The following is a 19567-nucleotide window of genomic DNA, read 5'->3' as shown; positions in this document are numbered from 1 at the left end:
TATTCCCCCCTTTTATTCTTACCCAGTCAGGCTGCTGCGTAAGAGCCGTCCGGTTATTACACTTATATCCATAATACGACGTCCGGAGTAGCCCGGCAGTCAATGAAACACGCCGCCCATTCACATTCCAGTTTTAATGGGTTTGCTTCTATTAAATTACGCGGCGATCACTTTCTCTTCCTTCGTCGGCGCGAACTCGACCGTTCGCATTGCCGGGCCTTCCCTGCTCCAGCTCTCAAAGACCATTGTCACCATACGCTCGCCTGGAAGCACAGGCCGGAGTTTGCGTTGCAATAATCCCACTAGGCGTTCTTCGTGTGTTGAAACGATGATCTGGCGGTGAGCGCGAAAGCGCCGCAAGATGTCGACAAGACCCAGCAGATTTATATTATCGAGACTTTGCAGGGGATCATCGAGAACGGTCACGCCTAGCCGCAGGCTGGGTAGAGCAAGATTCATGGCTAGAAAGAGCGAAAGCGCGAAAGAGTTCATCTGAGAGCTCGACAGCAGCGGACCGGCGTCCCGAGCGCTTGCGAACGCGTCTGGATCGGAGATGCCCACCTCGAGCTTTCCACGGCCACGCTCCATGCCTGCCACAATCTCGGTGACGCGGAACGTCGGGTGCGGATCAATGCGACTATAAATCCTCTGGAACAGCGGCGCGATCTGAGTGATCTGCTGGGCCGTTACCGCGAGCGACGCGTCGCGCAGGCCGTCAATGATGCGCCCGGAAAGCACGTGCGTGGCCTCCTCGCCGGCAATCCGCCTCTTAGCCAGTTCCAGGCGTTCCGCGACCTGGGCGCGTTCAGCCGCGAGCTCGTCGCGCTGGCGCTGCTCGCCCAGTCGCAGGACCTGCAGTGACAAGCGCTCGCCGTCCGCGAGCAGTTTAGCGAGCGTTCCAAGCATCGCCTCGATTGCGTCGTCGCGCTCGCGAAGGGCAGTGCCCGCATCGCTGCTGCCGTCAATTCCGAGGTCTAAGAGCCGCGCCGTGAGGATCGAGCGCCGTGCCGTTCGCTCACGTAGATCGTTCTCCGTTCGGCGGAGATCCTCCCGGATGAGGCTTAGCAATGCTTGAATCTTGGCGCGCTCCTCTGTGAGCGGACCTAGCCGGTTCGTCGTGGTGCTCTGGCCGACGTCTGAGGCTGCCTCGATCAGTGTCTGGAGATGTGCGATCGTGTGGCTCACGTCGTGGGTCTGCTGGCATACGGGACAGTGGTTACCGAGGTCCTGAAGGGCCAGCTTGGCCATGGTTGCAGCGCGCTGCGCACGGTCTGCAGCGTCAACCTGAGCCTGTCGCTCGGCGGCCAGCCGGGCATTTTCAAGTCGTATGGCGTCGTCCGCTGCTGATAGTTGTGCGACCAGCTCACTTTCATCTTTCCGGAGCTTGTCGACAGGGTTGTCCAAGGCCACCGTGGAGGACAGCTCCGGGGTTTGTTCGAGCAGGTTGCGGGTCGTGGCGAGATCGCGCTCGAGCCTGCTCCGCTCAGCATCCAACGTCTTAAGAAAGCGGTCGAGCCGCGCCGGGGTCGTCGGCGCCGCGTCGGGGCCGAACTGGGTTTCGCCCAGCAGCGCGACCGCATGCTGAAAAAGTGTGGTGGACGCCTGCCGCGCGTCGTCGCTCGCGACTGTGCCGCCATCGGAGAGACGAGCAAGATGTTCGTCAATCTGCGCGACCCGGACCGTTAGTGGGTCCAGTTCGTCCTTGCGAAAAGCAGTGGTGCTGGCGGCCCATGACCGACGGCTCTTCTCAAGCGCGGCCTGGAGTTCGAGAACAGCGCCAGCGCCTATTACCTCGCTGACGAGCGCAAAGCGATCGGCGGCGCTGTCGTCATCAATAAATTGGCGGACAAGATCCTGCTGGAGGTAAACGCCGCGCGTGAGGACCCGGTTCAGGGCATCACGGGCGCCGACGCGGTCTTTGAGGTGAGGTAAAAGCAGGTTGCAGAGCTGCTGTGTGGCGGCCGCCTGCTCGTATTCCTTCTCGCCAATCCGGAGACGCACGAAGTCGTCCGACTTGCCATCGGTCGCTCGCGTGAGAACCACGTCTCCGTCGTCGCCCGACATAATCAGCTCGACGCGCGCGCGGCCCTCGCGTGCATAAGTTGATATGGGCGTACCTCGATCCCCGAAGCGCGCGATCGTGCCGGCCAGCACCCATAGGATCGCGTCGAGAAGGGAAGTTTTGCCGACGCCATTAGGCCCCTGCAGAAGGATGACGTCCGCGTCGAGATCGATTGTCGCCTGACGGCCAAACGCCCTAAACCCTTCAATTGTGATCGACCTCAACCTCATCGCCCACCACCGCTTTCGTGCAGGCGCTCGAGTGGGGGTTCACCGTTGCGGAAGGCGTCGACGACGATCTTTAGCTTCGCACGGTCAAGGGTCGTCTTCATAAGTTCGGGTAGTGCGTCGAGAACATCTTCAAGGGCGGAAATGTCGCCTGGAAGGTCGAGCGGGAGCAGGAGGTCCAACACGCGGGCCACGTCGGCGCTTGTACGCAGCTTGGCTCCTGTCGCAACAATCTTCCGAACCCTGGAGGTATCGCGCTCAATCCGGTCGACGGCGAGACGGTCCAAAGGCTCGCCTGCGCACAGGAGGACGAGATAGCCGTCCCAAGCCTTCGGTGCGGAGCGGGTGAGACGGCGGGCAAGAAGGTCGACGAGGTCGGCTTGAGCTTCCGCCCAGTCCTTCTCGAGCTGCTGCCAAGTTTCGAAGGCGACTACCGAAATCACGCTATAAGAGTCCTCGGCCAGAAGGGCTTGGTCTCGGAGCTTCTTCATGTCGGTCATGTCGCGCACAACGCGGTAGCCGTTGATCGAAAGAGTCTCGCTGGCGAGAGCGATCATGGACGATGCTGAAAGCGAGGAGCCGTCAGGCGACATTCAACAGCCCTCCAATCTGGTCGAGGTGATTCGGATCGTTGGCAGAGACCAGAAGGGGAGCGACGAGGCCGCCAATGATGTCATCTGCATCCTCGTCGGCAATGAGGTCGACGTGATCGAACACCGGCGCAGCGTCTATTAGGCCGCCAATCAGCACGATGTCGACTGGCATCTGAGAGTTGTCCGCGATCGTGGCGCAGATGGCGTTGGCACGGGTTTCAACGGCGGCCATTCGGCGCACGCCGCCCCCGGTCGCGAGCACTATCTGAGCGACGGGCTGACCGTTCCGTCGCAACGTCCAAGTGCCGGCGGCTGTTGGTACCGTGTCGAGACCGAACCGCTCCGCAACTTGGACAAGCCGGAGCATCGGTTCCGACATCAACTCGTCGTCGCGAACGGTGTGCGCCCGATAGAGCTTGTCGCGGTCCAGATCGGCGAACGCGCGGATCTTGCCTAGCGTGAGCAGTGAGTGGCCGGCGAGCTTAGAGGCGAGGTGTGTAAACCGCTCAAGGTCCGCTTCGCCGTGGTTGTTCTCCACCAAAAGCGCGCGGCCACTGCGCGAAAGCGAGTCGACCTGTTGCGCGGCGATGCGCTCGGCGAGGCGTATGAGCACTGCGTCCCACGATCCCTGGATGTAGCGCTGCTCGGGGATTTCGAGTTGCGCAGCAAAGCCGCTTTGCGCGAAGGGGACGATGTCGGCTTGATATAGCGCCTTGTTACCGCCCAGAGCGCCCTGGATCATTGCTATTGTTGAGGTAAGGACGGGTGCCGGCGAGCCGAGGCCAGCGAAGAGCACGGCCGGAGCCGCCAGCACTTGCTGTGCCACGACCTGGTGCCATTGGCCTATCCATTCTCCGTCCATTACTTCCGTTCGAAGGACAAGCTGGTCGGGCTCGCTGTTCGCATTCCCATGCAGTTGAACCAGCGCCGAGCGGATTGGCACGGGCTCGTTCACGGCCGCTATCGTTTCGATCTCAATACCGAGTTCGGCAGCGGCATTCTGGATCGCCAGATCAAAGTTGAGCGATAGCACATGGCTGACGGCGCCCTCCGCCATCAAAGCCACTAATAGCTTATAGCCGAGGTTGGCTCTCGCAAGTCGCATTCGCCGAATTGGAAAACACTGAACCAGTTCAACTTGGTTGTTGCAGAGCTGAAACATCAGGCTGGCGAGTGCGGCAAGATCGCGTGGGTTCGGGCACTGATTTGCTTGCAAGCGGCCGTTAAGAACCAGTTGGCGCTCGACTGATTCTGAGAGATCGCCAGCGAGCGGAATGCTCGTCGGATGGTCTACTGAGCAGCCAGCGCCAATAACGAGGGCGACCTGTCCCCCGCCGGGGACAGCCAGGCTCTGAAGCAATTCTGCTGGTATGGTGGCCAAAGCTGTCCCAGTAGGGTTGAAGACGGGCTACTTTGTAGCGCCGTCAGGCGCGCCGTGCATCATGAAACGATAGCTGATGGCCAGGTTTCTTGGTTCGCGTCATCGTCTCGAACGTACCGAAAGGCCGCTTGTCGAACATTACCCGGCCGTTGCTCACGTAGTTAGTGATCCGAAGCCGACATACCGTAATTTGCCCAAAAGTTGGGAAGTGAATGGCGTCACAACCGGGAGTTCTGACGTCAATACATGGATAGCGCGTATTTAGACGGGGCCAGAAGCCTTCACGATCGAGAATACACGCTCGACAGTCGCGTTGTTGATCCCAAGACGCCATGTCAGCTCTCGCCGTAAGGTGCTGTAAGGGGGCGTAATAAACAGGTCGGGCCAAGTCTTTACAAGGTCGAGCGCACGGTCGGGGTTGTTGTGCTTAATGAGATTGTTGAGTGTGTTCACCGCTGATAGCTCATCGCTCACCGAGATATCGGCTTTGCGCACCTCCTTAACCAGAGCCTCGAAGATCGGCTTGTGAAGGCCGGTCCATGCCCGTGCCGAGCGTTCCCAATAGTGGAAAGCACTGGTGATGAACGCCTCTTGCACGACACTCAGCGCCAGCGTGGTCTCGAGAGCGGCATGTTGAAGCTCGTGCCGGGTGCTTTTAATGAGCGCGCCTTCGTCGTCGTACTCTGAGTCATCCACCCCACTGGTGATGTAATCGAGCAACAGGTCGTTCGCGTCACGCGAGTGGTTTTGCATAGTGGTGATCGACGCTCGGAAACTGTCACGAATGCGGTCGAGGCCGCTTTCGAACATATAGGCGCGGAAACCGAATAGCTGAATCATGGGGGCAGGATGGCGGATCCGGGCCAGATGACGCAAGCTCAGCCCGAATGAGCACCAACCGCCCCTATATCGATCTTGGTATCGACCAGCTCGAAAGGCTCGTCGTCGATATGCCGGGCGCCAACCCGATCAACGATGCGCTCCTCGGCGAACTGCATCATCGTAATACTCAGCGGGCACTTCGGCTGCGTGGCAGGCTGGAGAAGATGCGCGGTAGGGCACCCAAAGCTTCCCCTGCCCCGCAAGCTCAGCCCCAGCCCCAGCCTCAGCAAGCGACCCAGCCATCGCCAGATAGCACGCCTATGCCAACCCCGCCCCTCGCACCCAGAAGCAGGGTTGCGAACGACCCAGAGAACATATTGCGCGCCTGGACAGTGCTAGAGGTGCTGTCGCCTGCGTCGTTCCGGACGCCGGCTGACCTGGCAGGTGGCGATGGCCGGCGTGTCGCCCGCTTCGATCGAGGACTGCCGTGGGAGAACGGGCCTGGAAAAGCCCCCCAAGGCATGCGGCTCTATTTCCAGATCGTACTCGGTTCGCTGTCCATGCCGCCCGCCATGGAGCAGCTGCTCCAGCGCTTCGCGGACAGTCGGCCTGAGCGACCAAACGGGCGGGGTGAAACGCCGCTCGCCATCGTGATCGTCGATCGCGAAGGCCGCCCGATCCCTGATAACTGCGCGGTGGTCTCCAGCTTCGCGTGGGGCCTCCCTCTCGCACTGTCCGGTGATCCAGCCGCGCTCAGCGAATGGGAGCAGGCTGGCACCCAGCTCCAGGACGCGTTGCATGAGCGGCTGTCCCGCGAAGGTCCCGATGGCAAGACGATGCCACTCGACATGGCCGCCATCACGGGGGCCTGGACATGGCTGGTCGGGAGACTGGGTGTGGATCAGGCGATGGTGCGCCCGCCCGCCTTTGCCGTACGCAGCCTGGTAGCCTTCCGATCAAGCAACCCGCCGGAACCGCTCCTGCTAAACAGCTTCTTCCTGAAGGACCTGCATAGCGCAACCAGGCTGTTCCGCGAGAAGCGCGCGCCGCAAGCGCTTCAGCGATTCATGGGAGCGCTGAAGCCCTCGTCCCGCCGAGACCTGCTCCACGATGAGGCGGCGATAGAGCAGGCGGTCGCCCCTGCCCGCTTCCCGTCGGCACGCTGGCCTGGTCCCGGTCGGCATCCCTTGGTTCTGATGCAGCAGGCGGCCGTCAACCTCGCCATCGATCAGGGCCCCGGCGAGATACTGGCGGTTAACGGTCCGCCCGGCACCGGCAAGACCACGCTGCTCCGTGACGTGATCGCCGCGCTGGTGACAAAACGCGCCAGCGCCATGGCGGCGCTGGATGACCCAGAGCAGGCCTTCTCTTCATCCGGCCATAAGCTGAAAGCCGGCGATGGCTGGCTCCACCTCTACCGCCTCGACAAGAGCCTGAAGGGGTTTGAGATGCTGATCGCATCGTCGAACAACAAGGCTGTCGAGAACGTCAGCGCCGAGCTGCCGGCGCTGGGAGCCGTGGCGCATGATGCAGCCGATCTACGCTACTTCAAGCCACTCGCCGATGGCCTGCTAGGGTCGGAAAGCTGGGGCGCCATTGCTGCGGTGCTGGGCAATGCCACAAACCGGAGCGCCTTTAAAAACAGCTTCTGGTGGGATCCCGAGACCGGATTATTCACCTACCTGAAGGCGGTCGATGGCCGCAAACCTGAGATCGAACTACCGGACGGCACAAAACGGCCGCCTATCATCGTTAGCGAACTCGCCCCGCCAACCGATCGGCGGGAAGCCCTGGGTCGTTGGCAGGCGGCACGAAGCCGCTTCCGCAGCATAGAGAAAGAGGTTGCAGCCACTATGGCGGCGGTGGAGTCTTTCCGCCTGCGCTGGCAGCACCTCCCGCCTGTCGAACGGTCGTTCAACGCTACCCGCGATCATGCCATGGAGCGCCCTGGATGGCTGCATCAGCTCTTCGGATTGGCGCGCTATCGCACCTGGAAGGCAGAGCATCTGCCGCTCTCATCGACGTTGGCAGCCAATGCCGCGGCGGCCTCGAAGACCGGTGCAATCCCGAAGCCGCTAGGCGAATTGCTGACGCGCTCGCCATGGCTGAGTTTCGGCGCCAAGGCTCGTGCCGCGAGCATCGGAGAAGCGCTAGGGCCGCTGCTGGAGCGCCTTCAGCAGGACCGCGCAGCACGTCACGCTCCCCTCATCGACGATGCGTTTTTCGAGCAAGGAAACGAGCAGCGTCAGCCCACCGCACCTTGGCTTACCGCCGAAGAACACCGCCAGCGCGATGCCCTGTTTCAGGCGGCACTGGACCTCCATCGTGCCTTCATCGACGCCGCTGCAAAGCCCCTGCGTCATAACCTCAATGCGGCCTTGCAGGTGCTCGATGGCAAGGGTTTCGCCAATGCCGCCAAGGACGAGATGATCCCCGACTTATGGTCGAGCCTGTTCCTGGTGGTGCCGGCCATGTCGACCACTTTTGCCTCCGTCAGCACTATGCTCCGCAAGGTGCCACCGGAGGCCTTGGGTTGGCTTCTCGTCGACGAAGCCGGACAGGCGGCTCCTCAGCAGGCTGTGGGCGCGATCATGCGCGCCAACCGGGCCATCATCGTTGGCGATCCCATCCAGGTACCGCCCGTGGTCTTGCTTCCGGATCGATTGACCGCGGCGATCTGTCAGACCTTCGGTGTTGATGCCCAACGGTTCGGCGCGCCACATGCTTCGGTCCAGACGCTTGCCGATGATGCCACAGCCTGGTTCGCCGAGTTCCCAGCCCGGCTGGGCAGTCGAACGGTGGGCGTGCCGCTGCTCGTGCATCGCCGCTGCTCTTCGCCCATGTTCGATATCGCCAATCGCATCGCGTACGAAAACCTGATGGTGCAGGCCAAGAGACCGCAGCCGTCGCTGATCCGCGATCTGCTCGGGCCGTCGCGGTGGATCGATGTGGCGGGCGCGGGCGAGGATAAATGGTGTCTGGAGGAAGGCCAGGAAGCCCTGGCAATGATCGAGCGAATTATCGCTTCCGGCATCGCCCCCGACCTCTACGTTGTAACCCCGTTCGTGATCGTGGCAAATGGTTTGCGGAGGCTGCTGGGAGACAGCGCGGTTCTCGCTGCTGCCATCCCCAATCTCGACCGCTGGACCCGTGAACGTATCGGTACGATCCACACCGTACAGGGCCGCGAAGCCGAAGCGGTGATCTTTGTCCTGGGGGCTCCGAACGGCGACCAGACCGGCGCTCGGGGATGGGCCGGCAAGGAGCCCAACCTCCTGAACGTGGCGGTCACGCGCTCGAAGGAGGCAGTCTACGTAATCGGCAACCGGTCGCTGTGGCGCTCAGCCGGTGTGTTTAATGATCTGAACGCGGTGATCGGTTAAGCGAGCAGCTGTAATTGTCGAGAAGGCGACATTCACATTGCAGCCTTGCCCAAATAGGTTAGCATTACAAAATGCTAAGCTTCTTTATGTCGGTCTTAAAAAGTCTTGATTTCGTCAAGCTGAGTGAATTTCAGCGTGGCAGGAACAAGCGGAAGGTGTCTGCACGGCTGCACCTTATACTTGTGACAGCCTACGACATTATTGAGGTTTTTGAGGAGTTGATAAAACTCCTCGAAAAATCACTAAAAGAGTACCGCCGTGACGGCAATCGCTACATAATGTCAATCAATCCCTCCTGGACTGAAAGTCTGCTGCGACGGCAAGCCGATAATTTAGGTAAGCTCGATCGACTTGTGCGTGACCTTTACGCGGAAGTGCGCGTACTCGATCCCGCCTTCGAAAAGACCTACCGGGATCTTGTTCCTAGCAAATTCGGTATCTTTTTTGAAGCTCAACAACTACTTTGGCAAGGGCGCTTGGGAACTCATGAAGATCATCCAGTACCTTACTCTCGTACAGCGGGCCTGACATACAGAACGCTTTGGCTCTCAGAAATTCCCAAAGATCATGATCGCCAACAAGATATAAAATATTTGCACGCTGACGACGGAATGGAACGCTCAGTCATTGACGTGAACATGAAAGATGGTGAGCCATTTTTTCGTGAGCTAGCAAGATATCTTGAGGAAGAGCGACCCCATCAACGGCTTATAGCACTAAGAGAAACGGCAGAAACTTACAAACAAGCTTTGATGGAAAATCTATCTCTTGAGGACGTGCTGCTTGAACTGGGGAGACTCAACCGAGCTGACTGATTTCCCTCTTACCCAGGTTCACCGATAAATTTTTTATCAGGGCCTGACGCCCCCCAACGTCACAACCTTCGGTTGCGCCGCTGATGAAAAACAGATGCGCTAGAAGGACAAACTGCGTCCATTACGGGGCCCGTTGGTCGCCCGCCTCTAACCGGTCGGCCTCCTCGTCCTCGGGCGTGCGAGTGACATCCTTCGGCGATCGCGTCTCATAGGTCTCGGCAAACTCCACGTCGCTCCACTCCCCATCGCCGTAATCGGGCGTGTCGTAGAAGGAGAGGCCGTTCTTGAACGAGATTGCGACATTCGGACCAACGAAGGGGCAGCTCGGTAGGTAGAAGGCGCGAATGAAGGGGTTCTCTTCCCATTCCTTCTTTATGAATATCAGACCGCGCGTGCCGTCAATGAACCAGGGTCGCAGGCCAAACGCAGTGAATTGCTGGTCGATGATTTCGCGAACGTGCAGCACGGCCGCCAGCGCGTCGTCGCGTAGGGTGGCGTAGGTGGACGCGTTGAAGTGGATGGACCGGTGCCGCAACGACATGAGCGCGCGGAACTCGTCAACTGCGCGTGGTAGCAGCACGCCCCAGGCTTCCAACGTACCGATCGCACGGCTCCAGTCGGCGAACGAGCCCTTTCCCGCCACCGCCCTGTACTCTGGAGTATGCCGGAAATCGTCTCTAAGATCGAGGATCAGATGGTTGAGGATGCGCTCGCCCAGCGCGGAGGCTCCAAGCAGGGCGGGGTAGTAGGCGCCCACAACGAAAGAGCGCCGGACCTGGTCGAAGAAGGAGTTATGGTAGCGCACCACTGAAAAGGGCTTGGAGCCAATCGCTACGAAATCGGCGATCTTGGAGTCCAAGCAGTGCTCGCCGAACTCACGGGCTAGACCTGCGCGCACGCGCTCTCGGTTCTCCAAATGCAGGCGTCGCGGCTCCTCATCCCAGCCCTCCCCTGGCTCCTCGAAGACGTAGGCCCGGGTGTCAAAATCGGAGGTGTAGCTCATGTGGCGTCGCCTGCCGCGGTCAGCGACCAGTGACTTCCACTCGGCGATCGGCCGCGACTGGTCGATCTGGTCGATCGTCAGGCGTTCAGACATGCATCCACCTTCAACGAGCCAAGGCTGCTCAGGATATGTGGTTTCCCGTTAGAAGGAAGCCCACCAGCTCGATGGGAGGAACATCAGGAAAAAGCTGAGCATGTTCCGCCAGATACCGTGCGCGGAGAACCTCTGCCTCCTGACCATGTTTGTATTTTGACCATCCGGTCAGTCCGACTCCAGCAACCAACGCCACCAATACAATCCACGCTTTTTGTGAAAATGTGAGCGCCCCTGCCGTGCTGATCCCCAGCGCTGCGATCGAAACGAAGAGCGCCATCGTCGACCATGCCTGCACAGGGGCTGTATTTAGGGCGGTAATCTGCCCTTGATAGAAGTTCGCGAGGTCTCGCCGCTGTCGGTATTCGTCCCTTAGCGCTGTGACGCTGTTAGCTTGATCGACCATTGCCCTCCCCTTTCGGCCCGCCGTTGTCGCTGACGCTAATGGCAGGTCCGCTTAACGAGAAATGCCGATCCCGCGAGCAAGCGAGCGAACCTGCTGCCGCGCTTGCTGAAGCTGCTGCGGTGTGGCGCGCTGAAGGGCTTTCACGACAGCCGCGTCGAGTTGCCGGACGAACCCTTGCGGGGACAATGTCTTGATTGGGCGCTGCCACGATTTGACGCCAAGCTGCTCGGCAATCTGTACGCGTTCACGCAGCCTCTCAACATTGCCGATACGCTTTTCTACGCGGCGGATTTTCCGTTCGAGGGTGCGCATTTTTGCCTTCGCAGGCTGAACTGCTTGTCGCGCTGCATCAACGCGTGACGTCACGAACCTTTGCCCCCGCTCGCTACGAAACCATTCCTCACGAACCTTCACACCGGCACGCGCGCGCGCGACTTCCAGCCGCGCCCGGTCCATCGCATGAACCTCCCGGATCTTGGCCCATATCGCGCGCTGCGGATTACGGATGAAGCTGGCGAGCGTGGTGCGCTTGCCGGCGACATGTTTGACGCGGTCCTTAGTACGTTCAAGCTCACGCTGGGCGTCGGCGAGTTTCGCTTTCGCCGGACTCATAACCTCGCGGCGAACTTCCCACGCTTTGACGATTGCCGGTGGCCGGATCGCGACTTTCTCGGCTTTCCATGCTGCGACCTGACGGCGCATTGTGGTGCCGTATTCGGCCAGCTCTTTCGTCAGACTTATGGATAGTGTTTGCGTTTGCGGTGACAAAGCGGTGAGTTTGTCATCGAGCTCGACGGCTGATTTGGCGAGGGCCTGACGCTCGGCATTGTTGGCGGCAACATCGCGATTTACGTCGCCTCGATCGCTGCGCTCACCCTTGCGCTCAATCGCACTAGCCGTAGGACCAAGGTGGATCGTTGCTTCGCGCGCTTTGCCCTGGTCCAGCAAGCTTTTGTGCGTCACCTTTGGGGCGTCTGGACCCACTGCTTTGACCAGGTGCCGGTTCTGAGTTTCGGCCCATTGCTCGCGCCATTCGGCGAGCTGCTCGCGCTTATCCCAGTCCCGATCCTTCTGACCGAACCCCTGCCCGTCGACCCGTCGCGTGGTGAGCATCACATGGGCGTGGTAGTTGCGCTGGTCGCCTTCGGCATCGGGGGTGTGCATCGCCACATCGGCGATCATGCCCTTGTCGACAAAGGCGGTCTGAACGAACTCGCGGACGAGCGCCTGACGCTGCTCGAAATCCAGCTCGTGCGGCAGCGAAAGCTGGACCTCACGCGATACGCGCGCATCAACCCTCTTCTCGGCCTGCTCCACCGCGTTCCACAAGGTCGAGCGGTCGCCAAGCTGCGCTGACGCGCCCTCCGGCAGCATGATTTCGGTATGCTCGACGCCGCCCCGGTTACGATAGTCGAACGGCATCTCCAGACGCTCATCGACCAGACGTTCGCCGGCACGGTAAGCGGCTGCGGCAACAGCACTACGGCCGTCGGACCGCTTTATCACCTGTGCCGAGAACCGGTACTGCGCCACGCTGGCCCTGCCCTTCCTTGTCTCACCTTCGGCACCATCGGCGCCGGGATCGCTAAGGGGCTCGCCCCTTGGCTCAAACCGCTCCGCGGGTTTGACGGGGGTGTCGGGGATTGCCCCGGCCGCGCCACGTTACGGAGTAATGTGTAAGTGCGCCATTTGCATGGAGCTGACAATATCGACCGGACTCAGGATCGGATCAGCTCGTCCTGGTTTCGCGGCTTGCTTTGACCTTCATGCGTCGATCTCGCTGGTTTCAGTTCTGGTAGTGCCGGGGCTTGGGCCTGCTTTCCTGATCGTTGCTCATACCCCTGGGTCCAAGATTCACCGGCGACTTGTCGTTTGGATCACGCGGTACGAAGGTAAACTTATCGCCGACGAGGGTATCCCCCTTGATCGTGTAGGCGCCGGTAACGGGAGATCCGGTGAGAATAACCTTGTCCCCGCTGACCTCATAGTTTCCCGATGCGCCTGACGAAAACGAGAAGCTGCTCTTACCGAATGTGGCGACGATGCCGGGCACCGGGGCGTTGGTTACGTTATACGTTCCCTCGACTGATTTTGTACCGCAAGACGCTAGCGCAACAGCCATGATCGGCATCAACATCGCAGTGGCAAAGCGGGTCTGGATGATCATCGAAAATCTCCCTCTCTGACGATGTTATGGGCATGGTCCGTGCCCGTCCAGTTCATGTTCTTCTGACGCGGATCAATGCCGAATGTTGCTACAGGAACGCGCTATCCGCTCACTTCTTGCGATCGTAAAGCGGCTTCCCACCTTGGTCTAAGACGCAGGATTAGGAGCGTATCATGGCAAAAAATACGGGCGAAGATTACCGCAAAGGCTCGGTTGATGATCGGACTCAAACGAAGGCACCTGGCGGCGATTTCGTGAAGCGTGACACCGACACCGGTCAGTTCATGGATCAAAAAGAAGGCGGCAAACCGTTCAAAGGCGTCGCAAAGGAAAAGGACGGTCGCCGGTCATAGAGTGGCCGCGGCGCCCCCCTCCGGTCGTCATCGCGTGCTAATCCGCCACGGGGTTTAAACGGCTTGTCAGCCTCGATCGGGTGACGTGTTAGACGGCAATCCAGGTACGCAGCGCGATGAAGACGATCGCCTCGGCGCCAACGATCGCGAGCAGTATGTTTCGTATTCGGTACGCACGACGAAGGTCCGCCCCAGCGGCGCGCATGCGTTCACCGGAAGTGACCTCGTCCATGATCTTATCGACGTTTCGCATTACTTTTCCCGCTCACTTTCAAGGATGTCGAGGGCGTCCAGCATGCGTCGAAACAGTTCGCCTCTCGTCAGCTTATAACGCTCAGCATAAGCGTCAAAGCGGTCACGATCTTCGTCAGTGACGCGCAGGCTGTAGTGTGCCGGATAGAGTGCCACGCGGCGTTCCCGCTTACGTGCAGTACCCACCCGAGGTGCGACAGTTGAGATAATTGGAGACTCTTCCGGTGAGTTTTGGGGTGGAGAAACGGGATCGGAAGTCGGCGTTCGACGCGCCCTGATCTCCTCAACAAGTGCGACCGCGATACGCTCGAGCGGGTCATTCTCCATGCTGCCATCCTCATACAATGATGGGGCGGACCCGGCTCGATGAGCCGGGTGTTAGGAACCCTGCACGTCGCACAAGGCGCCGCCGCTTTTAGGCAGAACCCTGGACATGTGCGTCGGCCACCCGGCCGAGAAACTCGACCAGATCGACGTGATGAAGGGGTTCCTACGCCCCACGGCCGGGATTGACCGAACCGCGGGTCCATGTTGCAGAAGGCGACGTTTCGAACAAGCGGCTGTGATCGAGCCGAACGTTTCGACGATCATCACCCCATCGAGCCAGGACGATCCTGCATGAGCGATGCCCTTCCGAGTTTTCGCACACCCGCTGAGCAAGCCGTCTACGCGGCCGTGCTGCATGATCTTGCCGGTCGCGATCGGGGAGACAAGGCTGTCATGGTGTTTCGCGAGCCGACCGATCCGGACGCAGCGGTGGTCGCCGATGCCATGATCCGCGCCGGCAGGGTCAGTGACACGTTGTACGCCCGGCTGCTCGCTGCTGCCGATCGGCTCTATGCTTCGCCACCAGTCACTCGCGCGGTCGCATTCGATGCGTTCGGCACGCTGGTCCATATCGGCCGCAAACGGCATCCGTTCGAGCGGTTGATCCGGCAGGCCCGGGATCAGGCACAGACCCTGCCCTCACCGATGGCCCAGCTAATTGACTTGGCCGACTATGCCGCGGCGCTGGGGTTGCCGCATCCGGACGCCGAACTGGCGATGCTGGACCAGGAACTGGCGACGATCGCGCTCTTTCCCGACACGCTGGATGCGTTGCGCCGGGTCCGCGAGCAGGGTGTGAGGATCGCCGTCGCCTCCAACTTGGCTCTGCCCTATGCGTTCCCGCTGAAGGCCCTCCTCGGCGATCTGGTAGATATCTGGCACTTCTCCTTCGATGCAGGTGTGATCAAGCCTGACAGGGCGTTCTACGCCGGTCTGACGGCTCGCCTAGGATGCGAGGCCAGTGAGCTGCTGATGGTGGGCGATACCTGGCGCGACGATATCGTCGGCGCCGTGGAGGCCGTATCACGTGCGCGGTGGATCGATCGCGAGGGCTGCGCCTCTCATGCCCGCCGGTTTATTGCCGCTCGCGAACTGGGTGACGCCTATCCCGATCGCCGGAGAGCTGGGCAAATGACGGAGCTGGAACTTGTCCGCAGCTCCATCGATGCAAATCTTAATTATCTTCATACCCAGCGGTGGGCGCTTCAGGCGGCACGATTACGGCAGACCCTTAAGAATGCACCGGAAGCGGAAAAGGCAGCCGCCAAACGAGTGCTGGACGATCATTACGACACGCGCGGCCAGCCTGAAACCAGCCGTGCTCCACTGATGCGAAACGCGATTGTGACTATCGCCGCACGAAAGCATGCGTGACGGCCATGGAGGGCGCAGGAGGCGCATTTCGTTTAACGGCTAGCCGGTTTTGGGTAACCTCCAGTAGGTTTGACCCGCTACCAATCGCGTTTTGCTGCGATTAGATGATCTTCGCTTTCGACTACTGTGCCACGCCATTCTCTAGCGATCCACAAGCAGGCCCGCAATTGACCTGCACGTCGTGGCGAAAGCTTGGACATAGGTACGAGTTAATCCATTTTTCAAAGATATAGAGACTCGCTGGTTAGAGGGTTTATACCTGTTGTTAATGAGTTAAATGGCTTTTTAATGCGCTTAAATGCCCTATTTTCCGTGAGTTAGCTCGATAACGCTGTTCCCAATGTGTCGTCCTCCTGTTCCTGGAATGTCGACGGCTATGTTCCCGAAGGATCGACTTTGCGTTCCTGAAGGAGCGACCCACGTTCCTGGAGTGTCGAAGGCTCATTCGATTGCGTAATTTTTTCAGAGCAATTGCATCAGTTCGGGAAGGTTTGCCCGAAGGGACGTTCAATTGCGACAGATACCCAACCGTCAAGCGGGAGGGACATTCACAACCACGACACTTCGGGAACGGTTAAGCCTGTCTATAGCGATTTTGACGTACGCGCGGCTCCCTGCCCTGCCCTGCCCTGCCAAGGCCGAGGCGGTTCGTAAGACGGAGCAGTGCTAACGCCCAAGTTCGTGGCGGTGCTTTTCATGGTAGCGCCGGACAAAACCGATGAACGCCGCCTGATAACTCACCGGCGTGCGTGCGCTGTCCGCCTCAACCCACGTGCGAAACTCATCGTGCAACGTCTGATAATCCCATCCCGGGCATTCCGCGCGCAGCGTTGCTATCGTCGCGTCGGTGATCTCGCCAGCGGTCGCCCGTGTCGCCAGACTGGTTCGCGACCGTCGCAGCAGCGCTGTTACGTCAATCGTCTCATTCGCATCGTCGGCCGTGGCAGCGGGGTTGGTTGACGTTGGCCTTGCTGCAGCCTTAGCGCCTCCTGCCCCGTGCGCCGCCACGGTCTTCACCGGGCGCGAGCCATCGCTGCGGCGTTGCATCCGCAGTGATGGCTCGCGCTTGCCAGCCGGCGTCTCCAAGGCGAGCGCATAGCCCGGCAGCTCGTTGCGCTCGACGATCTTAGCGATCTCGAACTTGAAGCGGCGATATTGCCCTTCGGCGCCCGACTTCTCAAACAGCGTCGGCATGGCGATCGCGAAGCCGACCTCCCCTGCCCCTCCAGCATGCTTGCGCGCGACGCGGTACAGCCAGCGCTCACGCCCGCCGGTCAGGTCAAAATAGGCGCGGTCGATCGACAGCACCCCGCCTTGCATCATCACGCCTTCCCAGAACCAGTTCGACACCTCGATCGTCATCCCACGCGACCGCTCGGTTTTTTCGTCGACCAGCTGTGTCCAGCCGTCGAGCCAACTGAACGTTGCCTCTCGGCGGTTGTCAGCGCGGATGTTGGTCTTGATTGTGGTCGACACCAGCCGGTCGAGCGCCTGGCCAAGCAGCTCATACGCGCGTCCGGTCGTGGGCCGCCCGATTGCGCGGAGCAGGTCGTAGGGCATAAGGTGGAGCTTGCGCGGAACGTCGTTGACCCCGCGCCGGGCCATGTCCGCAAGCACGCTCGCGCAATAGATTAATATGTCCGCATCCCAGATCGTCGCCATCCCGTAATCGGGGTTGCCCGAGACGTGCACCCACAGCTTGCCGTCGGGGCTGTGATAATCGATCGGCTTGACTCGCTTCGACTTGGCGAGGCTGAAGAAGGGACGCTCCATCATCTCGCGCTGGTCGCGTAGCGGAAGGTCGGCGAGATAGGGGAGGAGCAGGTCGAACCGCTCAGACACCCTCTGACGATCGGCGCGTGTCATGCCGTCACGCCCTGAGTGTTTCCCGGGGGAAACATCGTCGGGGCGGTGGCAGCAACCGTCCACGTTGATACGGAACGCAGCATGTTTCCCCAGGGAAACATGCTCACCGCTGCAGTCCGCGGCCTTCGGCCTCCAGATGCACTAGCGCCTGCCGCAACGCATCGACCAGCTCGTCGTTTTCGGCGCCCGACCCGGCATGGAGCCGAATCGTCACGCCCTGTCGGTTACTCGACTGGACGCTGAGCCCAGGGCGCCCATGCGGCGTGGTCCATGTGAACGGGGGCGCCGCTTCGGCGAGATCATTCGACGCCTCGAGCAACCGCCGCAGCACGTCGGCAGCAGGGTAGGGGGTCACACCGCGATCGCGCCGCGCGGCCTGTTCCCGCGCGAGCTCTCGTGCAGCACTTTGAATAGCCTTAGCGGCAACCTTGTCGTCGAGCGCTTGCGCCAATGCATAAGCAGGCTTGAGTTGGACGTCGGCGGGGGAGGCGAACGCGGTGATCACCGCGTCGGGGATCTGTGCGACCTTGACCATCTTCGACAGCCAGCCCTTTGACACCTTGAGCCGCTCCGCCATTCGCGTCAGGTGGTTGCCGTAATGCGCCTTGAGCGCCTCGGCATAATTGCGGGCACGCTCGAGATCTGACACATCTTTCCGCGCGCGGTTCTCGAGATCGGCAAGCCGGAAAGCGGCTTCGTCGTCGAGGTTGGCAACCTGCGCCACGAACTGCATCTCAGGATAGGAATGCGCGCGTAGCCAACTGATCGACCAGTGGCGTCGGGTGCCCGCGATCACTTCGAAGTCATGCGCAGGATCGCCGTTGACACGGCGTACCACTGCAGGAACCTTCTGCCCGCCCTCAGCGATGATGGAATCGATCAGCTCGCGGCAGCCTTCCTCGGTCAAATGCTGGTAGCTGCGCGCATTACCCGGCCAGATCCGCACGCGCGCGGGGTCGAGCAGTAGCTGCGTCACTTGTCGCACCTCTCCGCTGGTCACGCGCGCTAGCGCAGTCTCGCGGTTGAGCAACGTCGTCCCACGCGTCCGTTCGGGCGCGGGCGGGGCAGGGGACGCGCCAGTGTCGGTTCCGGCTGGTTCATCGGCCAGCAAGGCCGCGAGATAGTCGGATTGCTTACGCGCCATGCGGCACCTCCCGCACTGGACTTATTAGGAACGTTGCCGCGTAGGACAGCACCAATTCTGGCTCACGCGACATGGAGTAGATCCTCCTCGCGTGCGGGCTCGACCCGGCCCCAGCCTTGCCGGACGAGCTGTTCGATCTGCCCCATGGCCTCGTCAAGATTGGCACGGCAGCGCTTGTGCGTCTTCGGCGTACCGATCGGGCGTTCAAGTTCGTAAATCGTCATCATCCGCATCGCGGCATGGCTGATCTCGGCGGATTCAAGGATCGGCACCGGGAGTAAGGCTGGACCGAAGCTCTGTTCCATAATCGTGCGGACCATCGCGTGGCTGGGATCGTTGCTGTCAAACTTCGAACATATAAGCCGCAGGAAGGTGTATTCGACCTCGATTCCGGCATTCGCGAGCTGCTGCAGAACCTGGTTCATCATTGACAGAAATTGGACGGTCGAGCAAAAATCGGGCGTCGTCGCGGCGAGCGGGACAAGCAGCGCATTTGCCGCCTGCATCACTGCGAGGCTGATCGTCCCGAGAGCAGGTGGGGGATCGAGCAGTACCACGTCGTAATTGCGCGCGAGATCGGCCAGCCCCTGTTTGAGCTTGCGGAAGCGCGCGGCAAGCACCGACTGCCCGTCCGATCCCGCCGCGGCGAGTTCATATTCGACATCGAACAATTCGAGGTTCGATGGGATAAGGTCGACGTTGGGCCACGGCGTAGATTTGACCGCATAGAGCAGGTCGGCTTGGGTCGGATCGATCGACAGATAGGGGTAGAGCGTCTCTTCTCGTGTGATGTTGAAATGGGGGTTAAACCCGAACAGCGTCGTCGTCGTCGCCTGGCTATCGCAATCGACCACCAGCACACGGTACCCCTGCACCGCGAAATAATGCGCGAGGTGGCAGGTGACCGTCGACTTGCCCACCCCGCCCTTGAAATTCTGCACGGCGATGATCGCGGGGATATCAAGCGGCGCGCGAGCAGGAGAGGCGCCAAGCACCTCGCGCATCTGCAGCAGTTCCTCGACCGAATAGCCAAGTCTCCGCCCATTTTCACCCGCCGGAGCAGGGGGGAGGCGACCGTCATCCTCTGCCATTCGGATCCGGTTGGTCGAACAGCCGAGCAATTGCGCCGCCTCGGCAATCCCGAAGCGGACATTGAGGCCCTTGCGGCTTTCGGGCAGGAATGCCTTGCGCCGTAAGCGTTCGATCATCCGCTCGCCCGCATCCGCAAGTTCGCCGATATGGTTGACGATGGCATTCATAAACCGGTCCGATCGCTCATTTGAAGCTTTCGGAAGGATT

The 19567-nt window shown here is 60.6% G+C and carries 18 protein-coding genes; 4 read left to right on the top strand and 14 right to left on the bottom strand.

Annotated features, from left to right (window positions below; all coding sequences use genetic code 11):
- Nucleotides 1–156: 156 nt before the first annotated feature.
- The 5 genes from C8J39_RS18065 to C8J39_RS19195 all read right to left on the bottom strand — a co-directional run bounded on the left by C8J39_RS18065 (nucleotide 157) and on the right by C8J39_RS19195 (nucleotide 5264).
- A complete protein-coding gene (locus C8J39_RS18065; protein WP_165895322.1) occupies nucleotides 157–2286 on the bottom strand; it encodes an AAA family ATPase in 2130 nt (709 codons plus the stop codon).
- A 2-nt stretch (nucleotides 2287–2288) separates the two neighbouring features.
- Complete coding sequence (locus tag C8J39_RS18060; RefSeq protein ID WP_120301712.1) at nucleotides 2289–2846, bottom strand: hypothetical protein; 558 nt, start codon at nucleotides 2844–2846, stop codon at nucleotides 2289–2291.
- A gap of 25 nt (nucleotides 2847–2871) precedes the next feature.
- Nucleotides 2872–4263, bottom strand: a complete 1392-nt coding sequence (locus tag C8J39_RS18055; protein WP_132833784.1) for a hypothetical protein — start codon at nucleotides 4261–4263, stop codon at nucleotides 2872–2874.
- A 261-nt stretch (nucleotides 4264–4524) separates the two neighbouring features.
- Nucleotides 4525–5103: a hypothetical protein gene (locus C8J39_RS18050; RefSeq protein WP_120301710.1), complete on the bottom strand. Its 579-nt coding sequence runs from the start codon at nucleotides 5101–5103 to the stop codon at nucleotides 4525–4527.
- A gap of 38 nt (nucleotides 5104–5141) precedes the next feature.
- Nucleotides 5142–5264, bottom strand: a complete 123-nt coding sequence (locus C8J39_RS19195; protein ID WP_259457578.1) for a hypothetical protein — start codon at nucleotides 5262–5264, stop codon at nucleotides 5142–5144.
- A gap of 342 nt (nucleotides 5265–5606) precedes the next feature.
- On the opposite strand from C8J39_RS19195, the gene C8J39_RS18045 reads away from it, so the two are divergent.
- Nucleotides 5607–8468, top strand: coding sequence for a DEAD/DEAH box helicase (locus C8J39_RS18045; protein WP_165895320.1), 2862 nt, complete (start codon nucleotides 5607–5609; stop codon nucleotides 8466–8468).
- A 71-nt stretch (nucleotides 8469–8539) separates the two neighbouring features.
- Nucleotides 8540–9283, top strand: coding sequence for a hypothetical protein (locus C8J39_RS18580; protein ID WP_132833783.1), 744 nt, complete (start codon nucleotides 8540–8542; stop codon nucleotides 9281–9283).
- 121 nt (nucleotides 9284–9404) lie between these two features.
- Here C8J39_RS18580 and C8J39_RS18040 read toward each other — a convergent pair whose 3' ends face one another.
- The 4 genes from C8J39_RS18040 to C8J39_RS18025 all read right to left on the bottom strand — a co-directional run bounded on the left by C8J39_RS18040 (nucleotide 9405) and on the right by C8J39_RS18025 (nucleotide 12952).
- Nucleotides 9405–10379: a hypothetical protein gene (locus C8J39_RS18040; RefSeq protein ID WP_120301708.1), complete on the bottom strand. Its 975-nt coding sequence runs from the start codon at nucleotides 10377–10379 to the stop codon at nucleotides 9405–9407.
- Nucleotides 10380–10407: 28 nt separating this feature from the next.
- Nucleotides 10408–10785 (bottom strand): hypothetical protein, encoded by a 378-nt coding sequence (locus C8J39_RS18035; protein WP_120301707.1) that lies wholly within the window; start codon nucleotides 10783–10785, stop codon nucleotides 10408–10410.
- A gap of 51 nt (nucleotides 10786–10836) precedes the next feature.
- Nucleotides 10837–12318, bottom strand: coding sequence for a MobQ family relaxase (mobQ, locus tag C8J39_RS18030; protein ID WP_165895318.1), 1482 nt, complete (start codon nucleotides 12316–12318; stop codon nucleotides 10837–10839).
- Nucleotides 12319–12571: 253 nt separating this feature from the next.
- Nucleotides 12572–12952: a hypothetical protein gene (locus tag C8J39_RS18025; protein WP_120301705.1), complete on the bottom strand. Its 381-nt coding sequence runs from the start codon at nucleotides 12950–12952 to the stop codon at nucleotides 12572–12574.
- Between the two features lie 173 nt (nucleotides 12953–13125).
- On the opposite strand from C8J39_RS18025, the gene C8J39_RS18020 reads away from it, so the two are divergent.
- Nucleotides 13126–13305, top strand: a complete 180-nt coding sequence (locus C8J39_RS18020; protein WP_120301704.1) for a hypothetical protein — start codon at nucleotides 13126–13128, stop codon at nucleotides 13303–13305.
- Between the two features lie 88 nt (nucleotides 13306–13393).
- Here the strand turns inward: C8J39_RS18020 and C8J39_RS18895 are convergent, their stop codons facing one another.
- Together C8J39_RS18895 and C8J39_RS18575 are read right to left on the bottom strand one after the other, a co-directional pair.
- A complete protein-coding gene (locus C8J39_RS18895) occupies nucleotides 13394–13558 on the bottom strand; it encodes a hypothetical protein (RefSeq protein ID WP_165895316.1) in 165 nt (54 codons plus the stop codon).
- Complete coding sequence (locus C8J39_RS18575) at nucleotides 13558–13884, bottom strand: hypothetical protein (protein WP_132833782.1); 327 nt, start codon at nucleotides 13882–13884, stop codon at nucleotides 13558–13560. The genes C8J39_RS18895 and C8J39_RS18575 overlap by 1 nt, the downstream gene beginning before the upstream one ends.
- 291 nt (nucleotides 13885–14175) lie before the next feature.
- Between C8J39_RS18575 and C8J39_RS18015 the strand changes: the two genes are divergently transcribed.
- On the top strand, nucleotides 14176–15258 hold the full coding sequence (locus C8J39_RS18015; RefSeq protein ID WP_165895315.1) for an HAD family hydrolase: 1083 nt from the start codon (nucleotides 14176–14178) through the stop codon (nucleotides 15256–15258).
- 666 nt (nucleotides 15259–15924) lie between these two features.
- On the opposite strand, the gene C8J39_RS18010 is transcribed toward C8J39_RS18015, so the two are convergent.
- The 3 genes from C8J39_RS18010 to C8J39_RS18000 all read right to left on the bottom strand — a co-directional run bounded on the left by C8J39_RS18010 (nucleotide 15925) and on the right by C8J39_RS18000 (nucleotide 19527).
- A complete protein-coding gene (locus tag C8J39_RS18010; RefSeq protein WP_120301702.1) occupies nucleotides 15925–17124 on the bottom strand; it encodes a replication initiator protein A in 1200 nt (399 codons plus the stop codon).
- Nucleotides 17125–17227: 103 nt separating this feature from the next.
- Nucleotides 17228–18268 carry a ParB/RepB/Spo0J family partition protein gene (locus tag C8J39_RS18005; protein WP_120301701.1) on the bottom strand — a complete coding sequence of 347 codons (1041 nt, stop codon included), beginning with the start codon at nucleotides 18266–18268 and terminating at the stop codon, nucleotides 17228–17230.
- Nucleotides 18269–18330: 62 nt separating this feature from the next.
- The gene (locus C8J39_RS18000) at nucleotides 18331–19527 is read right to left on the bottom strand and encodes an AAA family ATPase (RefSeq protein WP_120301700.1); all 1197 of its coding nucleotides are present in this window, start codon (nucleotides 19525–19527) and stop codon (nucleotides 18331–18333) included.
- Nucleotides 19528–19567 lie beyond the last annotated feature (40 nt).

This window comes from Sphingomonas sp. PP-CC-1A-547, assembly GCF_003610375.1.
Taxonomy (GTDB): domain Bacteria; phylum Pseudomonadota; class Alphaproteobacteria; order Sphingomonadales; family Sphingomonadaceae; genus Sphingomonas.
The sequence above is the reverse complement of the archived record's forward strand: the minus strand, read 5'-3'. Positions and strand labels throughout refer to the sequence as shown.